Consider the following 23,910-nt stretch of genomic DNA (forward strand, 5'->3'; position numbering starts at 1 on the left):
TCTTTCAGGCAGTGGCCGCGGCATCGTCCGCTGCGGTGAACGGGCTTTTAGACCCCACACCCACACCCGTCAACACCATTCTTCAAAAAAATGACATAACCCATCCGAAAAATGCATCAGGCCGAAAATGCAAAAGGGAGGCTTGCGCCTCCCTTTTGTTTGAAACCCCGCTATTCCAGTGCCTGGGTCGACTCACAATCGATCTCGTCGGACGTCTCGATTTTTTCGTAGTCACGGAACCATGCAACGAAACGTTTGACCCCTTCCTCGAGGCTGACCACGGGGCGCCATCCGGTCAGATTGGTCATCTTTTCGTGCGACGACCATGTGGCCTCGACATCGGACAAGGGACGACAGCGTGTTGTGATGACTGCCTTACGCCCTAGTTCCTGTTCAAGAAGTGCAACCAGACGGCTCACTGCCGTGGGAGAATCGCTTCCAAGATTCAGCACCCTGGAAACGCCTTTTTCAGGTTCATTGGCAAGGGCGGCCAGAACGCCAGAGACGATGTCATCGATATAAGTGAAGTCTCGCGCCAGGCCTTCACCTTCATAAAGCGTCAATGCCTTGCCTTCGGTGATCGCCCTCGCGAATTTATAATAAGCCATATCGGGGCGACCCCACGGGCCATAAGCCGTGAAGAAACGCAGTCCGGTCTGACGCAAACCGTAGAGATGCGCATAGGCATGAGCGGTCAGTTCACCCGCACGCTTGGTCACGGCATAAAACGAGCCCGGACGATCGACCGCATCGCTTTCACGAAAGGGCATTGTCTCGTTCAGCCCGTACACCGAGGATGAGGACGCGTAGACGATATGACGCAAGGTCGGCAGTTGTCTTGCCGCCTCCAGAAGCACGACATGCCCCATCATATTGGCGGTCACATAAGCGCAGGGATCGGCCAACGAATAGCGAACCCCTGCCTGTGCTGCCAGATGAACGATATGGCTGATGTCAGGATGGTCGGCCAAAATCGCCTCGACGTCGTCACGACGACTCAGATCACCCTGACAGAAGATGAAACCAGGCTTCGACGCGAGCTGGGCGAGGCGATCTCGCTTGAGCTGGACGCTGTAATACGCGTTGAGGGAATCGAACCCGACCACCTGATGGCCCTGGCTCAGAAGCTGTTCGGCGACGTGATAGCCTACAAAGCCAGCTGCGCCTGTCAGGAAGATCTTCATGACGCTCAGTGCGCCACGACCAGCGCTTTGGACGTCACCTGATCCCCCACAACGATACCAGCTTTTTCCATCGCTCCCGCCGCCGTTTCCAGCACAGCTACAGACTCACCCTGTCCCGTCAGGCGACGCTCGCTGAACGGAACTGCCCTTTCCGCAATGGCTTGGATACGCCCATCGGAACCAATGAAAACGATATCGAGTGAAACGGGCGTGTCATGCATCCACATGGCGGCGGCCTCGGGAGGGTTAAAAAGAAAGAGCATGCCTGCTCCGTCAGGCACGCTTGTACGCGCCATCTCACCGGCTTCCTTTTCCTTTTGCGTGCGGGCGATCTCGACTGTGAAATCATGCTTGGTGCCCTGACGATCGGTGATCGACAAAGGGGCTTTTTCAAGCACCACCTGAGCGGCGGCAGGCTTGGGCTCAGCGGCAAGGCTCGGGAGAATGGGCGCAGTAATAGCAAGGTTCGCCAGAAGCAGACCGCTTCGCAAAATCGTCTTCATGTCTGCACTCCCGCGTATCAGATGAGAAAAGGGTTATTCTGTCTTTCTTCGCCGATCATCGTCGGCAGTCCATGCCCGGGCAGAACGATGAAATCATCAGGCAGAGAGAGCAAGCTGCGTTTGATCCCGGTGATCAGGGCCTGATGGTCGCCATAAGCGAAATCGGAGCGACCAACAACGCCACGGAACAACGTATCGCCCACAATGGCGAGTTTGTCGTCACGACTGATAAAAACGACATGGCCCGGCGTATGTCCGGGGCAATGCGCGACCTCTAGCGTCAGACCGGGCAGCGCAATGGTCTCACCGTCTTCTACGAACCTGTCGGGATGCGCATCCTGCAGATCATAAAGTCCGAAAGCCTGCGCCTGCTCGACAATGGAACGCAGCAGGAAATCGTCCCGCTTGTCGGGACCGATCAAAGCAACGGGGGCATTCTGGCGTCTTGCAAGACCTTCACGGAGCGCATCGGCACCGCCAGCATGATCGAAATGCCCGTGCGTGAGCAGGATGGCATCGACCGTCAGCCCTTCGAGTACCTGCAGAAGCTCCGGCACATCGCCGCCCGGGTCAAAGACCACGGCGCGACCCGTCTCGGGATTTTCGAGCACCGTGCAGTTCTGGCGCAGGGGGGTCACCTTGACAGTGCGAGCGCGCAATCCGGCTACTCCTTTACTCTGGATGTCCTGTTATCGCAGGAAGGAAGTTTGAGGGCGCGATACCGCGACAGGGCTTCATATTCAAGCAATCATCCATCGTCACAGGATTGACCCCACGGACGCCCCGCATCAGAGTTCCGCCCATCCGAAGCAGGTAAGCCTGTGAGGAACCGTCAGGTTTTCAGGAGACGATCATGAGCCGCATCATCCGCACCGAACCCAATCCCGTCATGTCCAAAGCCGTGGAATATCACGGTTTCATCTTCACGCAGGGTGTGGTCGCCCGCAATCTCGACGCAGACTTCGACGCGCAGACCGCCGATGTCCTTGAACAGCTCGATATTCTGCTTGAGCAGCACGGCACCGATAATACCCGCATTCTGCAGGCCCAGATCTGGCTCAAGGATATCAGCGATCGTGACGCGCTGAATAAGCAGTGGACTGCCTGGCTGCCCAAGGAATCGGCTCCGGCGCGCGCGTGCGTTCAGGCAATTCTCGCCGATCCGCGCATGCTGGTCGAGATCATGCTGATCACGACCAAGTAAGGCCTCTTGATCTTTCCCCGGGGCGTCACAAATTTTTCTCGGGGAAAGTTCATAAATTCGCCATGACTCCGCCTTACACGGGTTGCCAATTCGAGGTGAACTTAGTTACCTAGAAGCAACACACAAAACGGGCGGATACGGAATCAATGAACGTGAGACAGAAAAGTTGCCTCAGACTCCTCCGCAGGCCGATTTTTTCGTCTCTGACTGTTCTGTCAGTTTTGGTTGGGTCCGCGGTTCTGCCTTCAAAGGCTGAAGCCCGCCAGAAGAGTTCTCACAAACCTGCTATGCATAGCGTGCATGCCACGCACCATGGTGTTGCCCGGCATAGCGTCGGCATTCACCAGACCCGCTTCACACCGCGCCGCCATCGCTCGGGCGGCCACGTGATCCAGTGTGTTGCCTATGCCAAAACCGCTTCCGATGTCGTGCTGAGCGGCAATGCCCGTGACTGGTGGGACAATTCCCGTGGTGTCTATGCGCGTGGTTCGGCCCCCGAACCGGGCTCGGTTCTGAACTTCCGTGCTATCCGGCGTATGCCCTACGGCCATGTCGCCGTGGTTCGCGCAGTTGAGGACAACCGGACGATCGTAATCGACCAGTCTCATTGGGCGCAGAACGGCATTGCGAAGAACGTGCGCGTCATCGACGTGTCCCCCAATAATGACTGGTCTGCCGTTCGCGTTGCGCTGAACAGCAAGACCGAAACATATGGCAGCATCTACCCCACTTATGGGTTCATCTATGGCCGTCCCGATGACGGTGTGATGATGGCCAATAATACGCCGGCGCCGGCCCATCGTTCCACACGGTCGCATTCTGTTGAAACAGCGAGCTTCGATGCTCTTCAACATCCGATGAACTCGACCGAGGTGGCGGAGGCCCCGGAAGACGCTTTCGGGCTGGAAGGCCCCAGCCGTAACCTCCGCTGAGCATCAGCGCAGCTTGTTGCCCCTGAGGCGGCCCGGAAACGGGTCGCCTTTTTTTGTTCCCTGAGGCTGATCTCGTGAGAAACCGAGGCTTGAGAATTTCAGGGGCGGGCGGCGCGATGATACGGATGGCCCGCACTGATGGCGCGCGCGCGGTAGATCTGTTCGGCCAGGAGTAGTCTGACAATCATATGCGGCCAGGTCATGCGCCCGAAAGACAGACGCGAATCGGCCCGATCAATCACGCTGGCCTCCAGCCCCTCGGCACCGCCAATGACAAAGGTCACTTGCTTGCCTGTCGCGAGCCAGGACTCGAGCATGGTGGAAAATTGTTGTGAGTCGGGTGACGCCCCGCCCTCGTCAAGGGCGACAACAATGCCTCCCTCCGGGCAGGCTGCCAGAATGGCGGCGGCATCCTTGCGACGGATCTCCAGCGCGCTCCCGCGCGATTCGGCGATCTCGATCAGATCGATTTTCGGGCGGGTGCGTTCGACATAGCGGTCGAACAGCTCCCGCTCCGGCCCTCTCTTCAGGCGACCTACAGCAACGATACGGATCATGCGGGATCAGAGATCCGTCGTATCCGCGTCGTCGGTTGCGCTGTCATCCAGATCCTTGCCCCACATGCGCTCAAGCGCGTAAAGCGCACGGCTTTCCGGCTTGAACAGGTGCACAACGATATCGCCGGTGTCGAGCAGCACCCAATCCGTGCCATTCGCGCCTTCGATGGTGATGCGCTTGATGCCGATCTCGTTCAGCTTGTCTTCGATGTGCGACGCCATGGCTGCAATCTGGCGATCGGCAATACCGGTTGCGACGACCATATGATCGGCAAAGCTGGCACGACCGCGCAGGTCGAGGGTCACGATATCCTCGGCCTTGTCTTCATCAAGACTCGTCGTGATGACGACCAGCGCCTTTTCGACCAGTTCGCGCTTTGCACCCTCACGCGGAGCGGTACGCGTCTTGCGCGGTCCGGCGGCGGCTGCCTTTTTGCGCGGCGTTCCGGCAGTTTTCAGGGTTGCAGTAGCCTCGCCCGTGGCGAGTGTGGTCTTGGTCTCACCAGCGGACGCGCGGCTGCGACGGGCTGGGGTGGTCGTCTCGTCGGACGGTTTTCTGGCGATGGCTCGACACTCCGGTCATGGCATTAGAGAGAGCGCGGCGGGATAGTTTCCAGAATCCCTCAACGCTGTCGCTGATATACCGTTTTGCGGCGCCGGAAGAAAAGCCCAGACACCACCTTTCGAGCGTGAGAGAATCGGTCCATGCCTTGCTGGCACGCGCAAATGGCTCAGTGCGTGGGTGGCTTTGCCCGAAAGCGCGGTTCGATTGCTGCCAGGGCGCGGCACCACCGCCATCGGCACATGCAGCGCCAGATCATGCCAGCGGCGCCAACGTGTCAACGTTGCCAGGCTGTCTGCTCCCATCAGCCAGACGAACCGTGCATTGGGGAATCGCAACCTGAGCAGGGCAATGGTCTCGACCGTATAGCGCTTGTTCAGACGCGCCTCGATATCGGTCGCGATGATACGACGTCCATCGGCCAGAGCGCGCGCCGAATCGAGCCGGTTCTCGAACGGTGCCATGCCGGCTTTCGGCTTGAGCGGATTTCCAGGCGAGACCATGAGCCAGACCTGGTCGAGTCGCAGATGGGTCAGGGCATAGCGTGCAAGCTGGAGATGGCCCGCATGGGCAGGGTTGAAGGACCCGCCCAACAAACCGATCGAAATCGCGCGCCCATCCCCGTATTTCGGAATTTGCGGCACGTCAGGGGCGCGTCTGCCCGGTGCCCCGCACCTCGTAACGGAAAGTCGTCAGCTGCTCCAACCCTACCGGACCCCGCGCGTGGATCTTTCCGGTTGCGATGCCGATCTCGGCCCCGAAACCGAATTCGCCCCCGTCACAGAACTGCGTCGAGGCATTCCACATCACCACCGCGCTATCGGTCCCGTTCAGGAAACGCTCAGCGACGGCTGCGTTTTCCGTGATGATCGCCTCGGTATGACCGCTCCCGTAGCGCGCAATATGGGCGAGTGCCGCATCCACGTCCGCAACCACGGCGACGGAAAGACGGGCATCGAGCCATTCCGTCGCGAAATCGTCGGAAGTCGCGGGCTCGAGGTCATGCACGATACTGCGGGCCGTTTCATCGCCCAAAATCGCACATCCGAGTGCGTGAAGGTCCTGTACCAGCACCGGCAGCAACGATTCGGCGATCGCGTCGTCGATCAGCAACGTCTCCGTCGCCCCGCAAATGCCGGTGCGGCGCATCTTGGCGTTAGCCAGGATTTCACGCGCCATGCCAATATCGGCATCGCGGTGGATATAGGTGTGGCACAGCCCATCCGCATGGGCGAGCACAGGCACGCGTGCCTCGCGCTGCACGCGCTCCACCAGGGATTTGCCGCCGCGCGGGATGATCATGTCGATCTCTCCTGCCGCGCCCAGCATCGAGGCGACATGGGCACGATCGGCGTCGGGTACGATCTGCACGCAATCGCGGGACAGCCCGGCTTGCTCCAGCCCCTGCTGGATACAGGACTGGATGCACCGCGCCGAATTGAGGCTCTCCGAGCCCCCACGCAGAATCACGGCGTTACCCGATTTGATGCAGAGCCCCGCAGCATCGGCTCCAACATTGGGTCGACTCTCATAAATCATGCCGATTACACCCAGGGGGGTGGCGACTCGGCGGATGTTCAGTCCGTTGGGGCGTGTCCATTCGGACAATACCCGCCCTACAGGGTCAGGCAGCATAGCGATGGATTCGAGACCTTTGGCCATGGATTCGATGCGCGCGGGGGTGAGCGTCAACCGATCAATGAAAGCGGCGCTCGCCTTGGAAGACGCCACATCGCGCGCATTGGCCACGAGAATATCGGCAGCATGATCGCGCAGCGCGGCCGCTGCTGCGCGCAGGGCTTCATTCCTCTGGCCGTCCGGCGCAATGGCAAGAAGGCGTGCCGCCGCGCGCGCTGGTCCGGTCAGGGCCTTGAAATCGGACGGGCTCGTTGCGGCTTCCATCATGCATTCTCCTGTGTGCGATGCATTTGCTGTGCCTTCCGGGACCAGGCCCGCGTAAGGACGATCAGCTATGTATCACTCCTGCACAGCTTGAAAAGATCGCCCCATGGCCAGGCTGGCCGCGACATTGCGTGCGCAGCGCTGAAGGGCAGGCGCAGCCTGACTGAAGGCCTCTTCCAATGTGCAGGGTCGATCGAGACTGCTGAACAGCGCTCCGAACCCGGTTTCAAAGAGGGTTTCATGCCCTTCACCCAGCGTTCCGGCAAACGCGATGACCGGCTTACCCGCGGCTCTGGCCAGACTGGCCACGGCCTGCGGTGCCTTGCCCTGCGACGTCTGACGATCCAGCCTTCCCTCTCCTGTGATGACAAGATCCATGGTGGGCATCATCTTTTCGAGACCGAGAAGCCGCGCCACCGCTTCCGAGCCTGGAACGAGCCTCGCACCGCACAGGCCAACTAACCCGAGTCCTGCACCGCCAGCCGCGCCAATTCCCTCAACATTGGAGAGATCGCGCCCGCACTCGGCCTGAACCAGGCTCGCCAATCGCGCCAACGCCCCGTTCAGGATAGGAATCATGGCTGCGGTCGCCCCTTTCTGGGGACCGAATACCGCGGCCGCGCCCTCGTCTCCCAATAGCGGGGCAGTCACATCGCAGAGAATCTCGATGCTGCATTCGGCAAGGCGCGGATCGAGACCTTCGGGATGAAGCGAAAAGACAGCGCCTAACGGCCCACCGCCTTGCGCGATTTCACGGCCCTGCAGATCGCGCAATGAAACGCCAAGCGCCTGAAGCATACCCGCGCCCCCATCGCAGGTTGCACTTCCCCCGAGTGCAAGGACGAGGCGACGACACCCCAGATCGAGGGCAGCGCGTATGATCTCGCCCACACCCTGAGTGGTGGTGAAAAGCGGTGTGCGTGACTCGGGAGGCACTTGTGCGAGACCGGCTGCTTCAGCCAGTTCGATCAGCGCCGTACGACCCTCATCGAGCACGGCAAACCGTGCTGCAACGGGCAGGCCGAGAGGGCCGCAGACCATTCGTGTTTCAAGATGACCGCCAAGAACCCGCGCCATGAGAGAGGCAGTGCCTTCTCCCCCATCCGCCATGGGATAGCCGTGATAGCGCGCTTCAGGGAAAATTGACGAAAACCCGGTGATGATCGCCTGCACCACAGCCTCGGCTGTCAGGCTTTCCTTGAACGAGTCACAGGCAACGAGAATATCCATGGGCGCCTCGGGTATAACGCCCCTATCTTCCACATGCCGCGCCGATCGGGTCAAGTCCCGGCGCGCGGCTGGGCAGACCGCTCAGACGTTGAAGCGGAACAGCAGGACATCACCGTCCTGCACCACATATTCCTTGCCTTCGATACGCAGCTTGCCTGCTTCCTTCGCGCCCGCTTCACCGCCGCAGGCGATGTAATCGTCATAGGCCACAGTCTCACAGGCAATGAAGCCGCGCTCGAAATCGTTATGAATGACCGCAGCCGCCTGAGGCGCCTTGGTCCCCTTGGTGATCGTCCAGGCGCGCGTCTCTTTCGGACCAACCGTGAAATAGGTGCTCAGACCCAGAAGCCCGTAACCGGCGGCGATCACGCGATCCAGACCGGAATTGCTCAGACCCAGCCCTTCGAGGAACTCGGCGCGCTCTTCCTGCGGCAACTGGCTGACTTCGGCCTCAATCGCCGCAGATACGACCACCATGGCAGCGCCTTCGGCCTCTGCGCGCTTGCGCACGGCTTCGGAATGACTGTTGCCGGTCGAAGCCGATCCCTCTTCAACGTTGCAGACATAGAGCACCGGCTTGGTGGTCATGAGTTGCAGGCGGCGCGCGGTCTCTTCCTCCCCCTTGGGGACGGCAGTACGGGCGGGCTTACCCTCGCGCAGTGCGGCCATGATGGGGTCCATGATCGCAAGCTGCTGCTGCGCCTCACGGTCATTGCCGCGCGCGCGCTTCTGCAAGGCAGTCTGACGCTTTTCGAGCGAATCCAGATCGGCCAGCATCAGCTCGGTCTCGATGATCTCGGCATCGCGCACCGGGTCGACGCCCCCCTCGACATGGGTAATGTCGTCATCCTCGAAACAGCGCAGCACGTGGATGATGGCGTCCACTTCACGAATATTGGCAAGAAACTGGTTACCCAGCCCTTCGCCACGAGACGCTCCGCGCACGAGACCGGCAATATCGACGAATTCGAGGCTGGTCGGCAGGATCTTCTGCGACTTGCCGATACGCGCGAGGTTGTCGAGACGCGAGTCAGGCACGGCCACGCGGCCCACATTGGGTTCGATCGTGCAGAAGGGGTAGTTCGCCGCCTGGGCCGCTGCCGTTTCCGTCAGCGCGTTGAACAGGGTGGATTTGCCCACATTGGGGAGCCCCACGATGCCACAATTAAAGCCCATCAGCGTTTCTCCCCGCACAGCATGGCGATCTTTGTCATTGTCGCTTCCGGTTCCCCTTTGGCCAGCAGGGGCGACGCCGCAGCCACGGCATCGAGAAGCGTTTCAAGTTCTGTCTGTTCGGCCTTGGCGAAATCGCCCAGCACATGGCCTGTCACACGGTCCTTGTGACCGGGATGCCCAATGCCCAGACGCACGCGCTGATAATTCTGGTCGCCCAGCATACGGTCCATGGAGCGCAGGCCATTATGGCCCGCCGCACCGCCACCGCGCTTCACTCTCACCTTGCAGAACGCAAGATCGAGCTCGTCATGAAACGCCGTGATATCGGAAACCGGAATCTTGAAGAACCGCGCAGCCTGCTGCACGCTCTCGCCGGACAGATTCATGTAGGTCATGGGCTTGAGCAGAAGGACTTTCTGTCCCTCGATGCTGCCCTCGGCCGTCTCTCCCTTGAAGCGCGCACGCCAGGGAGAAAACCGGTAGTATTCGGCAATACGCTCGACAGCCATGAAGCCAATATTATGGCGCTGCCTGCGCATGCCGGGCTCGGGATTACCGAGCCCGGTCCAGAGTAGCATTGCGGCCACCCTGAGCGGTCTTACTTCTTCTTCGCAGGAGCGGCGGCTTCAGCAGCGGCCTTCGCAGCGGCTTCGGCTTCCATCTCGGCATCGACCGTCGGCGGAGCGATGGTGGCGATAACGAAGTTCGGCAGCTGCAGAACCGGCGTCACGTTCTCGGTGCCGGTCAGGTCGTCCCAACGCACGTTGTCGTGGATGTCGAGCGCGCTCAGATCAACCGTGAAGCTGGACGGGATGTTGTCCACATCAGCCATGACGTCCACCGTGTGACGGACCAGGTTCAGCACGCCGCCGCGCTTGATGCCGGGCGCCTTGTCTTCACCGGTCACGTGGATGGCGACGGTCACATGGACCTTCTCGCCAGCAGCCAGGCGCTGGAAATCGACATGGATCGGGGCATCGGTCACGGGGTGCAGCTGCACTTCACGCAGCAGGGCGCGCACGGTGCCACCTTCGAGCGGCAGTTCATACAGGCGCGAGCGCCAGCCGCCACGAACCATTTCCTTGTGGATGATGCGCGGATCGATCTGGATCAGCGAGGGCTCCTGCTTGCCACCATACACAACACCCGGCACCAGACCGGCACGTCTCGTTGCGCGCGCTGCCCCCTTACCAGCCTTCGCGCGCGTAGAGACTTCGAGGGACGTCATATTTGTCACGGTATTCTCCCAAATTCATTGCACTCATGGCCTCCAGGGGTGCCTGAGTGAAGGCGCGCCTTAGCGGAAACAGGGGTGTAACGCAATGATCTTCGGGAGTCGGCGGGCGATTTACCCGGATGATGCCTGGATGCTGGGGGCTTCTCAGGGCTCTGCCCTGAAACCCGCAAAGGAGCGCAGCCCCTTTGATCCCAATCCAATAAAGCGGGGATGGAAGGGACTTGTCCCTCTCCGGGGTGCGGGGCAGAGCCCCGCTTCCCTTACTGGTTGCGCCGCCTCAGGGCTCCGCCCTGAAACCCGCAAAGGAGCGCGGCCCCTTTGATCCCAATCCAATAAAGCGGGGATGGAAGGGACTTGTCCCTCTCCGGGGCGCGGGGCAGCGCCCCGCTTCCCAAACTGGTTGCGCCGCCTCAGGCCTCCGCTCTGAAACCCGCGAAGAAGCACATCCCCTGCAATCCGAAGCATTCAAAGCCGGGATGAAAGGGACTTGTCCCTTTCCGGGGTGCGGGGCAGCGCCCCGCTTTCCTTATTCGTAAGCGGTCAGCACCCAGCCATTATCCGTCGGGTCGCAATAAAGCGGCACAGCGTTCGCGAGGCGGACATTGATCGGCAGACTCATGGCGGCGCGCAGGGCGCGGAACAGAGCGCCATGAGCGACGATCATGGGGATACCGTCCTGCTCGAGTGCGCGGTTGACGGCACCGGCAGCACGGGTTTTCAGGCCGTCGAAGGTTTCGCAGCCCTCGGGAGTGAATTCGCCGGCGATCCAGGGGTCGTACCAGTCACCCATCGGCTCGCCTTCCATCACCCCGAAACACACTTCCTCAAGGTCCCGATCCGTGCTGAGCGGAAGGGTGGTGCCGCTTGAGGCGGCGATAGCCCCCTGTGCGGCAAGAGCGGTGTCATAGGCACGCGTCAAGGGAGATGAAACGATGCGGGCGATGGGGGCAGCGCCATCGCGCCAGTGGCGCGAGAGGGAGTCGCCTGCCTTGACGGCCTGTTCGCGCCCTGTGGCGTTCAGCGGGATGTCCGTTCGGCCCTGGGAGAGGTTTTGGGCGTTCCAGTCGGTCTGACCGTGGCGCAGGTACCAGAAAGGGCGACGAAGCAGCATGAAAACCGGTCCTTAATCGAAAAGCGAGGAAACAGAGCTTTCATCTGCCACAGCACTCATGGCGCGCGCCAGCAGATTGGCCGTGCTGATCTGCCGGATATTGGGCGAGGCCTCCATGGCCTCTGTGGCGGGAATGCTGTCGGTCAGGGTCAGCATCCTGATGGGCGAGGCGGAAATCCGTTCGACGGCCTGACCGGTGAGAACACCATGGGTCACATAGGCCTCGACCCCGGCGGCACCGTGATTCATCAGGGCCTGGGCGGCATTGCACAGTGATCCGCCACTATCGACGATATCATCCACCAGGATACAGTAACGGCCGCTCACATCGCCGATCACATTCATGACCTCAGACACGCCCGCGCGCTCTCGACGCTTGTCGATGATGGCGAGATCGGTGGTGAGGCGCTGTGCGAGTTGTCGCGCGCGCACCACACCGCCCACGTCAGGGGAGACGATCATCAGGTCTTCATTGGGGTGGCGGGCGTTGATGTCGCGCTTGAAGAGTGGCGCGGCGTAAAGGTTGTCGACCGGGATATCGAAGAAACCCTGAATCTGCATGGCGTGCAGATCCATGGTCAGGATGCGGTTGGCACCGGCCTCGACCAGAAGATTAGCGACCAGCTTGGCGCTGATGGGTGTGCGCGGACCGGATTTGCGGTCCTGCCTTGCATAGCCGAAATAGGGCATCACTGCAGTGACACGACGGGCCGATCCGCGACGCAAAGCGTCGAGCATGATCAGCAATTCCATCAGATTGTCATTGGTGGGCGAGCAGGTGCTCTGGATCACGAACACGTCTTCGCCGCGCACGTTTTCCTGAATTTCGACGAAGACTTCGGCATCGGCAAAGCGCCGCACCGAGACCTTGCACAAGGGGAGACGCAATTCCTGTGCAACGGCACGCGCCAGAGGCAGGTTACTGTTACAGGCAACGATCTTCATCGGGAAACGACTCCGGTCCGGGGCGGCAGCATACGCGGCCTTCTAACAACGCGAACCCCCGCTGTCATTAACTCATCAGGATCGGAGATAACTGATAGAGCGTTTTTTACAGGCCTAGCGCACGCCTCTACCCATGTGCTGGGTATCAGCTTTCGAAATACGATCTGAAGTCTTCGTAGCCGCTGAACACATGAACACCGGTCTCCCTGCAATCGGGCCAAATTTGTTCGACATCCTCCAGACAGGCTTCTGAAAGAACGTAGAGCATTGGGTGATCTCCACCCCCGCTTGGATCGATCAGAGAAAAGCCGTGAGTTTCGATGAGATGCCACAGGGCGCGGACCGTACCTTCACGGCCGAGAGGCCGGTCCCAGTCGAGACCATAAATCATTCCGTTTTTGACGCTGAAAAGAAATGTGTCGGTGGACGACGCGAAATCGGTGCGGCCATCAGGCATCGTATAAGGTGTCTGCTCACCCGTTTCGATACCGCCACTCCATTCCTTGTAAAACGGATCGCCAATCCCCTTGAGCGCCGCACGTAGATCTTCAAGCGGAAAACAGCCCCTACCGTCTTCGGCTTCAGGATCGAATTTTTCTATCAGGATATTTCTGCTCATTGATGGCTCCCAATCTCGCGAAATTCGACAGGTTGTCGGGATAGACTGCATAATCGCCTCACCACTGTCGTCCGGTGGAAGCCATCTCCTCATGAATTGATCTCGCGAACGGACCTGCACTCTGCTCAGATGAAGGAGGTTGCAAGACATTTCGCCTAATACAGAAGAGATATCGTAAAATATTTTCCTAAATACCCAAGAAGAACATTAATTTGTTTTGCATATGCTTTTCCAAGTGGCCTGACTGGCAGAAGAACCTTGGAATCAAAGAGCTCTGATCATGACCTGGATCGACACGACGGACATATGCCCCAATACATTCGGCAGGGCTCGCGTGCTCGAAACCGTGCCCTTCATGACGCGCCATGACGCCGCGCTTCTCCGCCATAATTCGCTCTATACGCCGGGAGGGGTTCTGCTGACCGAATCCACCTATTCCGCAGGGGTGAATGTCGAGGGAGTATTCGATTATCAGGTTTATGCCCCGATGTTCATCGCTGCGGACATGCCCGGCACGGCTCCAGAGATGGACATGCCGGGCGAGAGTTTCTGGATCGGCTATTTCCACACGCATTTCGGCCATTTCCTGACCAGCACGCTTCAGCGCCTCTGGGCGCTCGACAGGCTCGGCCAGCGGCCACAATGGTATATTGCCCCCACCTACGCGGGCACACAGCGCGCAGGCGGCTTCATCGATGTGATCATGAGCAGCCTCGGAATCGACCGGGACAAAATCCTCTCCCCGCCCGAGAACACGATGATACGCCAGGTGACGGTTGCGGAATCTGGTTTTGTCGAAAACGCTCATTGCTACACGCTCTGGGGCCACTTCATGAGAGAGATCGGCCAGCGGCTTCTCGGGGATCACAGGCAGCAGCCCTCGACGCGGCCAGTCTTTCTGTCACGGAGCGACGCGCATGACGCCACACGCTCTTATGAAGGGGAAGCGCTGCTCTGCAGCCTTCTGGAAGAAATTGGCGTCGAGATCTGCCATCCGCAGAACCTGTCGATACGCGACCAGTTGGCTCTATGGGAGAGCCATACGGTGTTTATCGGCTTCTCAGGATCGGCCTTCCTCAATGCTGCCTTCTTCCGAGACAAATCGGTTCTGATCCTCAATCATGACGGCTATATTTTCGGCACACAGCGCATGATCGACGAGCTTTGCGGCAACAAGGCGCTTTATCTCGATGTCAGCCCTTTTCTTAACAGGGATGAAAGCAATCCCCATCGCTACCGCATCACGGATCACGGGTCTTTGACCCACACCATCATCGCGACATTACGCACGATGCTCTGACGGCCGGTTTTCGGGCTCCGCCTCTGCGGCACAACGTCGTGCCGGGGCCAAAGACGCCTGCGCCAGGGGGCCTACGCCAGAGGGACGGTCCGATAGAGATGGCGCGAGAGGGGCGCCAGCCCGACGCCTCCAGGCGAAGTGCGATCACGGCCCATGATCAGGGCACGTAATCAGGGGGCAGGATTGGGGGCCAAGATCAGGGAGTGCCTTGCCCTCCCGAGGGGGTCAGCTCCAGCGTCATAACCTCGAACGGGGCAAGAGCGATCAGTTCGGGGTGGGCCGCATCCATCGTGGTGGGTGCGGCCGAGCGCCCCCAGAGACGATGCACGGTAAAGTGCGACGCAGCGCCATCGGGCAGTTCCAGAACATGCCCGGGCTCGATCAGGATCTGGCGCGGCATCCTGTCAGGGTTACGCAGCGTCAGGATAGCCTTCTCAGGAGCCCAGGCGGCCCAGCCATAGGGTTCGAGCCGCCCCGGGTCGCCACCCACCCAATGGGTGTCACGCAATATCCCCGCATTCTTTCGCGCCCATTGCGCGCTCTCGGCAATGACCTGCCAGTCCTCGGGCTTGAGCAGATCGGGCGTGACATAAAGCTCCTGCTCGTCCGTCCCGGTTGCAAAGAAACTGTGCACCTCATCGGGAAAATCATGACCCGGATCGTCATTCAGACGCTGGTTCTTCTGCGCGTAGATGATGCCGTGCAGCATGAGCGAGTTGAGCGGAAAGAAGGGCGAGCGCACCACGATGTTCTCGTAGGTTTCGGAATCGCGATAGGTAATCCATTGCTGCCGCCGCGTGCCCACACCGCGCAGCATGTCATCCTCTCCCCCGCGCCATATCGAATCTGCGTGGCGCAGCCAGAAGGGCGAGGGATAGGTGCCCGTGGTCAGATTGATGAACATATCGGGCCGCACGGCATAGATATCGTCGATCAGGTGGATGGCCGCATCGAAATCGCTGTTGAACACGCTGCCCGGCGCCACATGATCCGCATTCCCCGTACCATCGAACTTGAACTGGTTGATGCCGTCCTGCTTCACCAACGCCAGAACGGCTTCATGGAAGGCCCGGTAATAGCGGGGTGCTGAGAGATCGAACCCGCCATCGCGTGTTTCCAGACCGGCCTTCGCCCCGTTGGTCACGCGTTCCTTCTTCGGCGTGGAATAGCCCCCCCAAGGTGACAGCCACACACCCGGTGCTGCGCCATAAGCCCCGGCCAGAGACATGAGCGGCTTGAATCCCTGAGGGAAATCCTTGCTGAAGCGCCAGAAACCGCTTCGATCGTCCCAGCCATCGTCGAACAGGAAGGAGTCGAGCTTCACGCCATGAGCACGCACAAGGGAGTCGCCAATCTGGCGGATGCGCGTTTCGGCATCCTTTTGCGTGTAGGGGGTGAAATACCCGATATCGTACCAGGAATTGTAATTGAGGAATGGTCGGTAGGGATGGCTGCGCTCATGCTCCAGATAGATCTGGAAGTCGCGTCGCCCCTGACCGTGACGGACCACCCCCGCCGCCGCAGAGACCACGAGCGTATGGTCTGGCTGTACCGGCAGGGCCTGGGCCAGCGTCATGCGTGAGCGCCCGTTGAAGACAAGCGTTTCGGCGAGAGGACTTTCGATACCGAAATAGGCGTCCTGAATCAGGATGGGCGCGCCGGTCACGTCGCCGACGACTTCACCCTCACGCGTATTCACCTCGAGCATGGCTACATGATCGAGCGCCAGCGGAGCCTTGGCGGGGGTGATGGCAATACTTTCGCGCAGATAGGGCATGGCCGATCGCTGCTCCACCCGCCAGACCAGGGTGAAGCGCCCTTTCGGATCGGCAAGTGTCGCGACAAGGGCCATACCCGCCAGCCTGTCTGCCCCACGCGCTGCCTGGGGCCGACCCGGCACCCATTCAACGCCGGGAGGCTTGACGATTTTCAGATCCTGACTGCCGATCTGGCTGCCATCCTTGAGAACGAGGGTGAAGAGATCGCGCAGGCCAAGTGTTCTGCCATGGGCGGCATCCTCGATGCTCACCCCATTCAGATGGCCATTCTGCGCCGACCAGACGAGACTGATAGCGTCATTGCCGAAGCGCCGCCCTTCTCCCGAGGGAACCTCCTGCGTGGCTGAGGGTGCCAGGACCGCTCGCTCATCGGCTCTGGCCACAGGAGATAGACAGCTCGCCCCCAAAACCAGACCGAACCAGGCCATCATACGAGGCGTGCAGGATGAAAAGACCATCGATCAGAATCCCGAGGTAAGAGAGAAGACCAGCCCGAATCCGCCACCGACGATATAGGTCGGGGCGCGTCCTGCAATGGTCGAGCCGAAAACGCCCGTCGTCGATTTGGCATTGAGCCCGCCATTACCGGCCGAGAGATATTTGCGATCGGACACATTCATCGCATTGACCTGGATCTGCGGGTATTTGGCCAGCCAGAAGCTTTTGAAGCGATAGCCGGCGGTGACGTTGCCCAGGGCGTAACCCGGCATTTTCTCGTCATCCATATAAGTCGAATACTGCGAACTCACGTAACTCATATAGCCGTTCGCGAAGAAATGGCCGTTATCGTACGACACCCCGACATTGACCGTATATTTCGGGCTATAGGGCGCGATCTTGCCGGCGCTGCGTATGTAATCCGTGCCGCGCGGCAGGTTATTATCCGTAGTCACGTGCAGATACTGGAATGAGACATAAGGGCTGAAACCGTGCCAGGGGCGCAGCCCGAGCGCACTCTGGAAGCCACGCGATGTCTGGCCGCCTGCATTGATGTAGTTGGCCAGAAGCCGCCCGCCGACATAGGTCGAGATCGAGCTCTGACGGTTGGTGGAATTATAATTGAAGAACGACGCCGACAGCGTGACGAGCCCCTTGTGCCGGTAGCCGATCTCCTCGGAGATCGAATATTGAGCCTTGAGATTGGTCGATCCGGCCTGGGCAGGATAGGGCGCGGAGCCATCCCAGTACGTGGCATAAACCAGAACGCCCTGCGGCTCCTTGAAGGCCGTGGCCGCGTCCAGATAGATCTGGTCATTGGGCGTGACCTGCCATGAGGCGGAAACCTGCGGCAGAGGCTGCGTGTCGCTCCGTCCGTAATGATACTGGTCGCCCGGGATCAGATTGGTCGAGCTGTAGGACAGCATGACATATTTGAACCCGGCATTGAGCGTCACCCTGTCCTGAAACAGCTTGTAAGTATCGGACACGAAAAGCGCGTTGAGCTGCTGGATCAGATGAATATTGAACTGCATCAGCGCTGTGCCGTCCGCGCCGCGTATGGGGTATTTTCCCCAGAAATTCTCCCCCTCTCCATTGGCCCCGATCTGGGTCAGAGGCGCAATTTCGGTCTGGTCGTAATAATTGTACCAGTACCCGGCCTGAAGCTCGTTATGCCCCGATTTCCAGCTCAGTACCGTATTGAGGCCACCAGCCTGCTGGTTCGAATAATCAACGGCCATGACCGGCGCGTCGCCATCGACAGCTCCGGGAATGTTGAGATTTCCCGTGGGCTGGGTGCCATTATAGCCGTATTCCGACTGGGTCTGCCCGTTATTGAAGGCCCCCTGAATATGGACGTAATAGGGTGAGGTGGTGAGTGTCAGCCTGTGCCCCAGATTGAACACGAGCGGTGCCCCCAGGATCAGCGAGTGGGTCTGCTGCGCGTTGAGCCGGTAATAATTGTAATCGCCCGGCGTATAGGTGGGGTCGTAATAGGCCGCAGAGCGTCCGTACTGCTTCCAATCCTTCATGCTGATGCTCAGGAGATAGGGCTCGCTGGCCTGATTATAGGTCAGGAAGAAGCGCGCCGAATTGCCCTTGCCCCATTCCTTGAGCAGCATCGAATCCACATGCGAGCGTCGTGCGCGCCCCGGACCAAGCCACATGGCATGGGTACCATAGGAATAGGAGGCAAAAGCCTTCACTCCGCTATGGCCGATTTCGCCACTATCGAGCCTGACGAATTCGCGCGACGCCTGATGATTGCCGTAGCTCAGCGTCGTCAGACCGCCTGCATGATCGGCAGGGTCGAGCATGGTCTGGCGTATGGACCCGGCCACCGCATTATAAACCGGCAGGGTGATATCGGCGACGCCCTGCTCGACGGAGAGCTTCTGGATATTCTCGGTATCGGCAACCTGCGACGTGTAGGGCACGTAGTTCGAGGTATCGGCCGCAGGGATGCCGTTGATGGTGTAGCCCACCGATGTCTGCGTCATGCCGCGCATATAGAAGCTGCTCTGGTTCGACTGGCCGAAAGCATCGGCATTCGAAAGGGTCACGCCTGGCACATACTGAATAAGACTCAGCGGGTTGCTGGTCGGCGATTGCTTGGCGATGAAATCGCGCGTGACCGTCTGGATTGCCTGAGGCGCATGTTCCACGGCCAGGAGCCCGCCACCCGGCGTGGTGTTGGTCACGCCTGTCGCACTCCCTGTACCGCCCTTCACCTGGATGCTCTCCGTGCCCGGGGATAGCGTGCGAGCGCGTGCGGGATTTGCAGCCGGACGAACTGCAACAGGAGCTGGGGCTGGGGCCGCTTTCGAAGCAGAATAAGCATGCGCCTTTCCGACGACTGCGCCTCGTGCAAGTGCTGCGGGACAGAAAGCACTGACCTGGATCAGCATGGTACCGGTCATGAGGGCTGCGCAATGCGTCCGGCGCATTGCGAGCGGAGGGAGACGGAAACGCGCTTCGACCTTGATCATGGGATTCGTCCGGCTGGGTGTGGCCTGACGATCTAGTCACATTCCGCAATACCATTGCAATCACAAAACGATCATAAACGATCAATATAATGATCTGATTTTTTAGTCAGATTTTCCTCGCTCTAAACCGGAATTCGCAACCCTATACGCAACGACAGCGCATAAAGATCAGTGTTGCGGGTGTGATATGCGCATCTCTCATACACAAGCCATCCTCAACATGCTTGCCTGCTGATCGTTTTTGATCGTATTGAGGAAAGAGTGAAACGGTGCCACGCTGGGGCATTCGTCGCGGAGCGCTCATGCAGCCTGATCGTCTGACCCAGATTCGCCACCATCTTTACCGTCACGGGATGACGGGCGTGAACGAACTCGCGCAGCTGGTGGATGCCTCTGTCGTGACCATACGTCGGGACCTTCAGCGCCTCGAAGAGATGGGCTTCGTGCGCCGCACCCATGGCGGGGCGGAAATTGCCAATTCCGGCGCGCTGGAAATTGGCTTCGACACACGTGAAAGCCAGAATCTCGCGATCAAACGCGCCATCGCCGAACAGGCCTATGACTCACTGAGGCCGCATGGATCGGTGTTTCTCGATTCCGGCACCACGGTGCTGCAACTGGCACTGAAACTGCGCATGGACCCGATACCGCTGACATTGTTCACGAACAGCATCGCCATCGTCCAGGCCCTGATCGAGACACCGCAGCTCAGTCTGACGCTGATTGCCGGCAAGGTACGGCCCGAAAACCGGAGCGTGGTCGGTCCTCTCGCCGAGCGTTGTATCGAAGGGCTCTGGTTCGATCAGCTTTTCCTGGGCACGACCGCCATCCAGCCCGACGGCGGGATCGCCACGCAGGATTGCGAGGAAGCAAGCCTGAATGCCGCGATGATACGCCATGCCGGGGAGCGTCATCTGCTTGCCGATCACAGCAAATTCGACCGCCATGCCACATTCAGGGTGGGGATGCTGCGCGATCTGACCCATCTGGTCACCGACGACGCTCTCGCCGCAAGCTGGCAATCGCGTCTGCATGAGGCCGGGCTGGTCGTCTCTACCGTCCCTGCCCCCCTTTCCCACGACGATTCATAACGCCCTGCCCCGTTTCCCGGAACGGATAGCGGCTCCGCCCAGCAAAGAAGGACGTCCATCATGAATGCAACCGAACGCGGCATCAGAGAGCAGTTTCCCCTCTGGGCGAAAGCCGATCTGGGTGGCGCAGCGCCCTCGCCCGGCCATATTCAGGTCGTGGTGGGGTGCGGCACCTCCGTGCATATCGCCGATTCCATTGCCGTGTGCCTCAATGCGCATGGGCATCAGAGCCGTGCCGTGCCGGGCAATGAGTGGACTCGCCGCCCGCATGATTATGTGCCCGCATCCGTGAAGGTCGAGACCATCGCGCTGTCGCGTAGCGGCGAATCGACCGAAACCGTCGCCGCTGCCAGGGCAAGCCAGTCGGTCGGTCAGCGCGTGACTGCCATCACCTGTGCGGAGGGCAGCGCGCTCTGCTCCCATGCCGATATTGTGGTCGCTGCCGAAACCCATGCGGAAGAAGGCATTGTCATGACCGCGTCGGCCAGCCTGATGCTACTTCTGGGGATGCGCTATGCAGGGATGACGCTTGGCACCCCCACGATCGAAGCCGCGCGCCACCTTCTCGATGCAGCTGACGGCGCCTTGCCCGGGCTCATCGACGGGCGTTCGCATTTCGTCTTTCTCGGAGGTGGCGCCTTTTATGGCGTCGCGCGCGAAGGCGCCCTGAAGATGCAGGAGATGAGCCTGAGCCAGAGCGAGGCGCATCACCCTCTGGAATATCGCCACGGGCCGATCAGCCTGATCGACGAACGCTCTCTGGTGATCATGATGTATCACCCTGACACGCTGGAGGAAGAAAGTTTGCTGGCGCATGATCTGCTCGCCAAGGGCGCGAAAGTGCTGGGTCTGGGAGGCCCCGGCACAATCAGCCTCCCTGTCGGGGGTGAACCCGGTACCGGTCCGCTAGTCTGCCTGCCCGTGCTTCAGTTGCTTGGCGAATATGTAGCGCGCAGCAAGAATCTCGACACTTTGGCCCCGCGTCACCTGACCAAGGTCGTGACTATCGGCTGACCGGAACGGCGGGCATCCTGGATTCGAGCGACGCCCGCCGCACTGATTCCTGTCAGACGGGAGTTTTGTTTTTCCCGCTGGTGGCGCCCTGCTCTGGCGGCAAGGGCTTGTGGTCTCGCCCGGAGTAATTGGTGATGATCTGATGCACGCCACCCGCCGCCTCGGATGCCGCGACCATGGCGACATCGCCCCAGGGACCATCCAGGGAATGGGCGTCGATATCATGGAGCTGGGTTGCTGCTCCAGCCTCCTTGCCATCGGCGGCCACGGTGCGCCAGACGATCTCGATATGCTGCAAGGGATGCCCCGTATTGCCTGCGGGGCCATCGCTTAACGTCACAACGCCTTCGACGCTATAATCGGCCGCCTTCGGATCATGCTCGAGCTTGTCATGCTGATCTGGAAAACTGGCCACGAAAGCGCGTGCCAGCGTGACATTGCCATCGCCCGGTGCGCCACGCACACCCTTGAAGAAAACCTTGGCAGGACGACGCTTCAGACTATGTGGATCAGCCTGCATCATGGCGGCCTGAATACCGGTCAATACGGAGCTGATCTGCGGGGCTGAGGAGGAGGCCAGAGACATCAGGAATTTTGGCTCACCCTGTGCCCAGACCGATGCCGGAACGGACGCAGCATCCCAGTGCCCTCGCGCTTCGCCCGTTGGCATCATGACATCGTAATGCGGCGTGACCTGATCGCCTTCCATGGTGGCGGTGAGGCGCAGCCACCAATCGCCCGGCTTCGCGGGCTGAGCCACGGCGGGCAGCGACTGGTCAACGAGTTGAGACGCCACATCCTTCGCCCATAACGCCGAGGCCGTATTATCCAGCAATGAGGCGGAGGGGGTCGGTACGGCAAGGCGAGGCGGCGGGGTGGTCAACGCCAGACGACGCCCCTCCGGCCCTGGATCACCGAAGGGATGAGGCATGTCGACGCAACCGCCAAGCAGCGTCAGAGCCCCCAGAACACCCAATCCGTTACGCCAGAACTGCCGAGGAAAAAGTGAGATCATCCGCCAAGACTCCCTGCCCGTATGGCCGAGATCTGATGCCCGATCGCCCCACCTCCGGCGAGAGTACGCCGCCTGTGGCTGAAGAAGCGCGCCACATCAGGCAACGTATCCAGACCGAGGCGTGAAACCCGGCGCAAACCCGCACGGCGCAACCTGTGCAGGCAGTAACCGGACAGGTCGAACTGATAATGCCCGGGCCGTAAACCCGCAGCGAAGAAATCTCCTGCTTCGGGGGAGACCGCCAGCACGGAGTCACGCATTTCTGCACCGACCTCGTAACTATTCTGGGCAATGCAGGGGCCGACACTGGCGATGATCTCTCCTGCGCCCAGACGGGCCATCGCCTCGATCGTGGCTTCAAGCACACCGCCCACCGCGCCGCGCCATCCGGCATGGGCCGCGCCCACCACGCGCCCATCCGTGCTCGCGAAGAGAACCGGGCCACAATCAGCAGTGATCACGCCCAGTGCCAGATCCTCGCGATCGCTCACCAGCGCATCGGCTTTCGGCCCGCGCCCGGTCTGCCAGACCGGCGTATCGCGGGTCATCACCACCACGTCAGCGGAGTGGGTCTGTGTCAGGCCCAGAAGCGCCCCGGAACCGACCCCAAGGAACCCGGCCACCCTGCCGCGATTCTGGGCAATATTTCCTGCATCATCGGCCGAAGCGAGCGAGCAGTTCAGCGTATCGTACGGTGCAGGGGATACCCCGCCTCTGCGCGTGAAAAATCCATGGCGCAAAAAGGCGAGAGGGTCCGACTGCAAGACCCAGCCACGGGGTGCCTGATCAGCCATGCAACCTGTCTCCCTGAAGGCTGTGCGGATGGCGCATGCCGAAAGCCATGAGCCAGAGCCCCGCCAGCGCCATCGGAATGCACAACACCTGCCCCATGGTCACACCGAAAGGCAGGAAACCGATGAATGCGTCTGGCTCGCGGAACAACTCGCAGAAGCTGCGCGCCATCGCGTAGCCGAAAAGAAAGAGACCCGACAAAAAGCCGTAGCGCACGCGCACCCAGGGACGACTTGCCGCCACCAGCATGACGCTGAGCAGCAGCAGACCCTCGGTCAGGGCCTCGTAGAGCTGGGAGGGATGCCGGGCTATCGGGCCGCCCGTGGGAAAAACCATGGCCCAGGGTAGCCAGTCCGGCGCCGGGCGCCCCCAGAGTTCCCCGTTGATAAAGTTGGCACAGCGCCCAAGACCGAGGCCAAGCGGCACGACGATGGTGATGCGATCAGAGAAGGCGAGAAAACTGAGCCCGTTCCGCCAGGTGAACCAGGCCAGCGCCAGTATCACGCCAAGTGCCCCGCCATGGAAGGACATGCCCCCCTGCCAGACCTGCAGGATGGAAAGCGGGTGCGTCAGGTAAAAGCCGGGTTTGTAGAACAGGATATAGCCCAGCCGCCCCCCCAGCACGACGCCAAGCATGGCCCAAAAGGCGAAATCATCCACCTGCTCTCGCGTGGCGGCCTGCGGCGCAAGTGCGCAAAGCCGAACGGCGATTTTCCACCCGATGAGGATCGAGAGAATATAGGCGAGCGCGTACCAGTGGATGGCCAGCGGCCCGAGATGAAGCGCGATCGGGTCGAATTGCGGCAGGATGATCGGATGGGCGGCCATGCG

Annotated in this window: 24 protein-coding genes; 5 read left to right on the forward strand and 19 right to left on the reverse strand. The window is 60.4% G+C overall.

Going from position 1 to position 23,910, the window contains the following annotated elements:
* Nucleotides 1-170 precede the first annotated feature (170 nt).
* From AA0535_RS09960 to AA0535_RS09970, 3 genes are read right to left on the reverse strand one after another with little or no spacing between them, the layout of a single operon-like run.
* Nucleotides 171-1,184, reverse strand: coding sequence for an NAD-dependent epimerase/dehydratase family protein (locus AA0535_RS09960; RefSeq protein WP_264815872.1), 1,014 nt, complete (start codon nucleotides 1,182-1,184; stop codon nucleotides 171-173).
* Between the two features lie 5 nt (nucleotides 1,185-1,189).
* Entirely contained in the window at nucleotides 1,190-1,687 is a 498-nt protein-coding gene (locus tag AA0535_RS09965) for a DUF192 domain-containing protein (RefSeq protein ID WP_264815875.1), read from the reverse strand.
* Nucleotides 1,688-1,704: 17 nt separating this feature from the next.
* Nucleotides 1,705-2,346, reverse strand: coding sequence for an MBL fold metallo-hydrolase (locus AA0535_RS09970; RefSeq protein ID WP_264815876.1), 642 nt, complete (start codon nucleotides 2,344-2,346; stop codon nucleotides 1,705-1,707).
* A 194-nt stretch (nucleotides 2,347-2,540) separates the two neighbouring features.
* Here AA0535_RS09970 and AA0535_RS09975 point away from each other — a divergent pair, with 194 nt between their 5' ends.
* Together AA0535_RS09975 and AA0535_RS09980 are read left to right on the forward strand one after the other, a co-directional pair.
* The gene (locus AA0535_RS09975) at nucleotides 2,541-2,891 is read left to right on the forward strand and encodes a RidA family protein (protein ID WP_264815877.1); all 351 of its coding nucleotides are present in this window, start codon (nucleotides 2,541-2,543) and stop codon (nucleotides 2,889-2,891) included.
* Nucleotides 2,892-3,043: 152 nt separating this feature from the next.
* Nucleotides 3,044-3,823: a CHAP domain-containing protein gene (locus AA0535_RS09980; RefSeq protein ID WP_373319313.1), complete on the forward strand. Its 780-nt coding sequence runs from the start codon at nucleotides 3,044-3,046 to the stop codon at nucleotides 3,821-3,823.
* Nucleotides 3,824-3,921: 98 nt separating this feature from the next.
* Here AA0535_RS09980 and AA0535_RS09985 read toward each other — a convergent pair whose 3' ends face one another.
* The 11 genes from AA0535_RS09985 to AA0535_RS10035 form a co-directional block, all read right to left on the reverse strand.
* Entirely contained in the window at nucleotides 3,922-4,377 is a 456-nt protein-coding gene (locus AA0535_RS09985) for a 23S rRNA (pseudouridine(1915)-N(3))-methyltransferase RlmH (protein WP_264816125.1), read from the reverse strand.
* 9 nt (nucleotides 4,378-4,386) lie between these two features.
* Complete coding sequence (rsfS, locus tag AA0535_RS09990; RefSeq protein WP_264816127.1) at nucleotides 4,387-4,839, reverse strand: ribosome silencing factor; 453 nt, start codon at nucleotides 4,837-4,839, stop codon at nucleotides 4,387-4,389.
* 120 nt (nucleotides 4,840-4,959) lie between these two features.
* Complete coding sequence (locus AA0535_RS09995; RefSeq protein WP_264815880.1) at nucleotides 4,960-5,586, reverse strand: nicotinate-nucleotide adenylyltransferase; 627 nt, start codon at nucleotides 5,584-5,586, stop codon at nucleotides 4,960-4,962.
* Between the two features lies 1 nt (nucleotide 5,587).
* The gene (locus AA0535_RS10000) at nucleotides 5,588-6,847 is read right to left on the reverse strand and encodes a glutamate-5-semialdehyde dehydrogenase (RefSeq protein WP_264815881.1); all 1,260 of its coding nucleotides are present in this window, start codon (nucleotides 6,845-6,847) and stop codon (nucleotides 5,588-5,590) included.
* Nucleotides 6,848-6,919: 72 nt separating this feature from the next.
* Complete coding sequence (locus AA0535_RS10005; RefSeq protein ID WP_264815883.1) at nucleotides 6,920-8,074, reverse strand: glycerate kinase; 1,155 nt, start codon at nucleotides 8,072-8,074, stop codon at nucleotides 6,920-6,922.
* 81 nt (nucleotides 8,075-8,155) lie between these two features.
* The gene (gene ychF, locus AA0535_RS10010; RefSeq protein ID WP_264815884.1) at nucleotides 8,156-9,250 is read right to left on the reverse strand and encodes a redox-regulated ATPase YchF; all 1,095 of its coding nucleotides are present in this window, start codon (nucleotides 9,248-9,250) and stop codon (nucleotides 8,156-8,158) included.
* Nucleotides 9,250-9,828 carry an aminoacyl-tRNA hydrolase gene (gene pth, locus AA0535_RS10015; protein WP_264815886.1) on the reverse strand — a complete coding sequence of 193 codons (579 nt, stop codon included), beginning with the start codon at nucleotides 9,826-9,828 and terminating at the stop codon, nucleotides 9,250-9,252. The genes ychF and pth overlap by 1 nt, the downstream gene beginning before the upstream one ends.
* A 20-nt stretch (nucleotides 9,829-9,848) precedes the next feature.
* A complete protein-coding gene (locus AA0535_RS10020) occupies nucleotides 9,849-10,487 on the reverse strand; it encodes a 50S ribosomal protein L25/general stress protein Ctc (RefSeq protein ID WP_264815889.1) in 639 nt (212 codons plus the stop codon).
* Nucleotides 10,488-11,013: 526 nt separating this feature from the next.
* Nucleotides 11,014-11,598: a histidine phosphatase family protein gene (locus tag AA0535_RS10025; RefSeq protein WP_264815891.1), complete on the reverse strand. Its 585-nt coding sequence runs from the start codon at nucleotides 11,596-11,598 to the stop codon at nucleotides 11,014-11,016.
* Between the two features lie 12 nt (nucleotides 11,599-11,610).
* Complete coding sequence (locus tag AA0535_RS10030; RefSeq protein WP_222546207.1) at nucleotides 11,611-12,543, reverse strand: ribose-phosphate pyrophosphokinase; 933 nt, start codon at nucleotides 12,541-12,543, stop codon at nucleotides 11,611-11,613.
* A gap of 145 nt (nucleotides 12,544-12,688) precedes the next feature.
* Nucleotides 12,689-13,162 (reverse strand): hypothetical protein, encoded by a 474-nt coding sequence (locus tag AA0535_RS10035; RefSeq protein ID WP_264815892.1) that lies wholly within the window; start codon nucleotides 13,160-13,162, stop codon nucleotides 12,689-12,691.
* A 280-nt stretch (nucleotides 13,163-13,442) separates the two neighbouring features.
* On the opposite strand from AA0535_RS10035, the gene AA0535_RS10040 reads away from it, so the two are divergent.
* The gene (locus AA0535_RS10040; protein WP_264815893.1) at nucleotides 13,443-14,462 is read left to right on the forward strand and encodes a glycosyltransferase family 61 protein; all 1,020 of its coding nucleotides are present in this window, start codon (nucleotides 13,443-13,445) and stop codon (nucleotides 14,460-14,462) included.
* Between the two features lie 196 nt (nucleotides 14,463-14,658).
* Here the strand turns inward: AA0535_RS10040 and AA0535_RS10045 are convergent, their stop codons facing one another.
* Complete coding sequence (locus AA0535_RS10045; RefSeq protein WP_264815895.1) at nucleotides 14,659-16,698, reverse strand: alpha-galactosidase; 2,040 nt, start codon at nucleotides 16,696-16,698, stop codon at nucleotides 14,659-14,661.
* A 3-nt stretch (nucleotides 16,699-16,701) separates the two neighbouring features.
* Complete coding sequence (locus AA0535_RS10050) at nucleotides 16,702-19,167, reverse strand: TonB-dependent receptor (RefSeq protein ID WP_264815897.1); 2,466 nt, start codon at nucleotides 19,165-19,167, stop codon at nucleotides 16,702-16,704.
* 302 nt (nucleotides 19,168-19,469) lie between these two features.
* On the opposite strand from AA0535_RS10050, the gene AA0535_RS10055 reads away from it, so the two are divergent.
* Together AA0535_RS10055 and AA0535_RS10060 are read left to right on the forward strand one after the other, a co-directional pair.
* Nucleotides 19,470-20,258, forward strand: a complete 789-nt coding sequence (locus AA0535_RS10055; protein WP_264815898.1) for a DeoR/GlpR family DNA-binding transcription regulator — start codon at nucleotides 19,470-19,472, stop codon at nucleotides 20,256-20,258.
* 60 nt (nucleotides 20,259-20,318) lie between these two features.
* Entirely contained in the window at nucleotides 20,319-21,272 is a 954-nt protein-coding gene (locus tag AA0535_RS10060) for an SIS domain-containing protein (protein WP_264815899.1), read from the forward strand.
* A 52-nt stretch (nucleotides 21,273-21,324) separates the two neighbouring features.
* Here the strand turns inward: AA0535_RS10060 and AA0535_RS10065 are convergent, their stop codons facing one another.
* Genes AA0535_RS10065 through lgt form a run of 3 tightly spaced genes read right to left on the reverse strand, consistent with a single transcriptional unit; the run spans nucleotide 21,325 to nucleotide 23,907 of the window.
* On the reverse strand, nucleotides 21,325-22,287 hold the full coding sequence (locus tag AA0535_RS10065) for a hypothetical protein (protein WP_264815900.1): 963 nt from the start codon (nucleotides 22,285-22,287) through the stop codon (nucleotides 21,325-21,327).
* Entirely contained in the window at nucleotides 22,284-23,081 is a 798-nt protein-coding gene (gene pgeF, locus AA0535_RS10070; protein ID WP_264815902.1) for a peptidoglycan editing factor PgeF, read from the reverse strand. The genes AA0535_RS10065 and pgeF overlap by 4 nt, the downstream gene beginning before the upstream one ends.
* Entirely contained in the window at nucleotides 23,074-23,907 is an 834-nt protein-coding gene (gene lgt, locus AA0535_RS10075; RefSeq protein ID WP_264815904.1) for a prolipoprotein diacylglyceryl transferase, read from the reverse strand. Before lgt ends, pgeF begins: the two co-directional genes overlap by 8 nt.
* Nucleotides 23,908-23,910 lie beyond the last annotated feature (3 nt).

Source organism: Asaia krungthepensis NRIC 0535, assembly GCF_025995175.1.
In the GTDB taxonomy this organism is placed as follows: Bacteria; Pseudomonadota; Alphaproteobacteria; order Acetobacterales; family Acetobacteraceae; genus Asaia; species Asaia krungthepensis.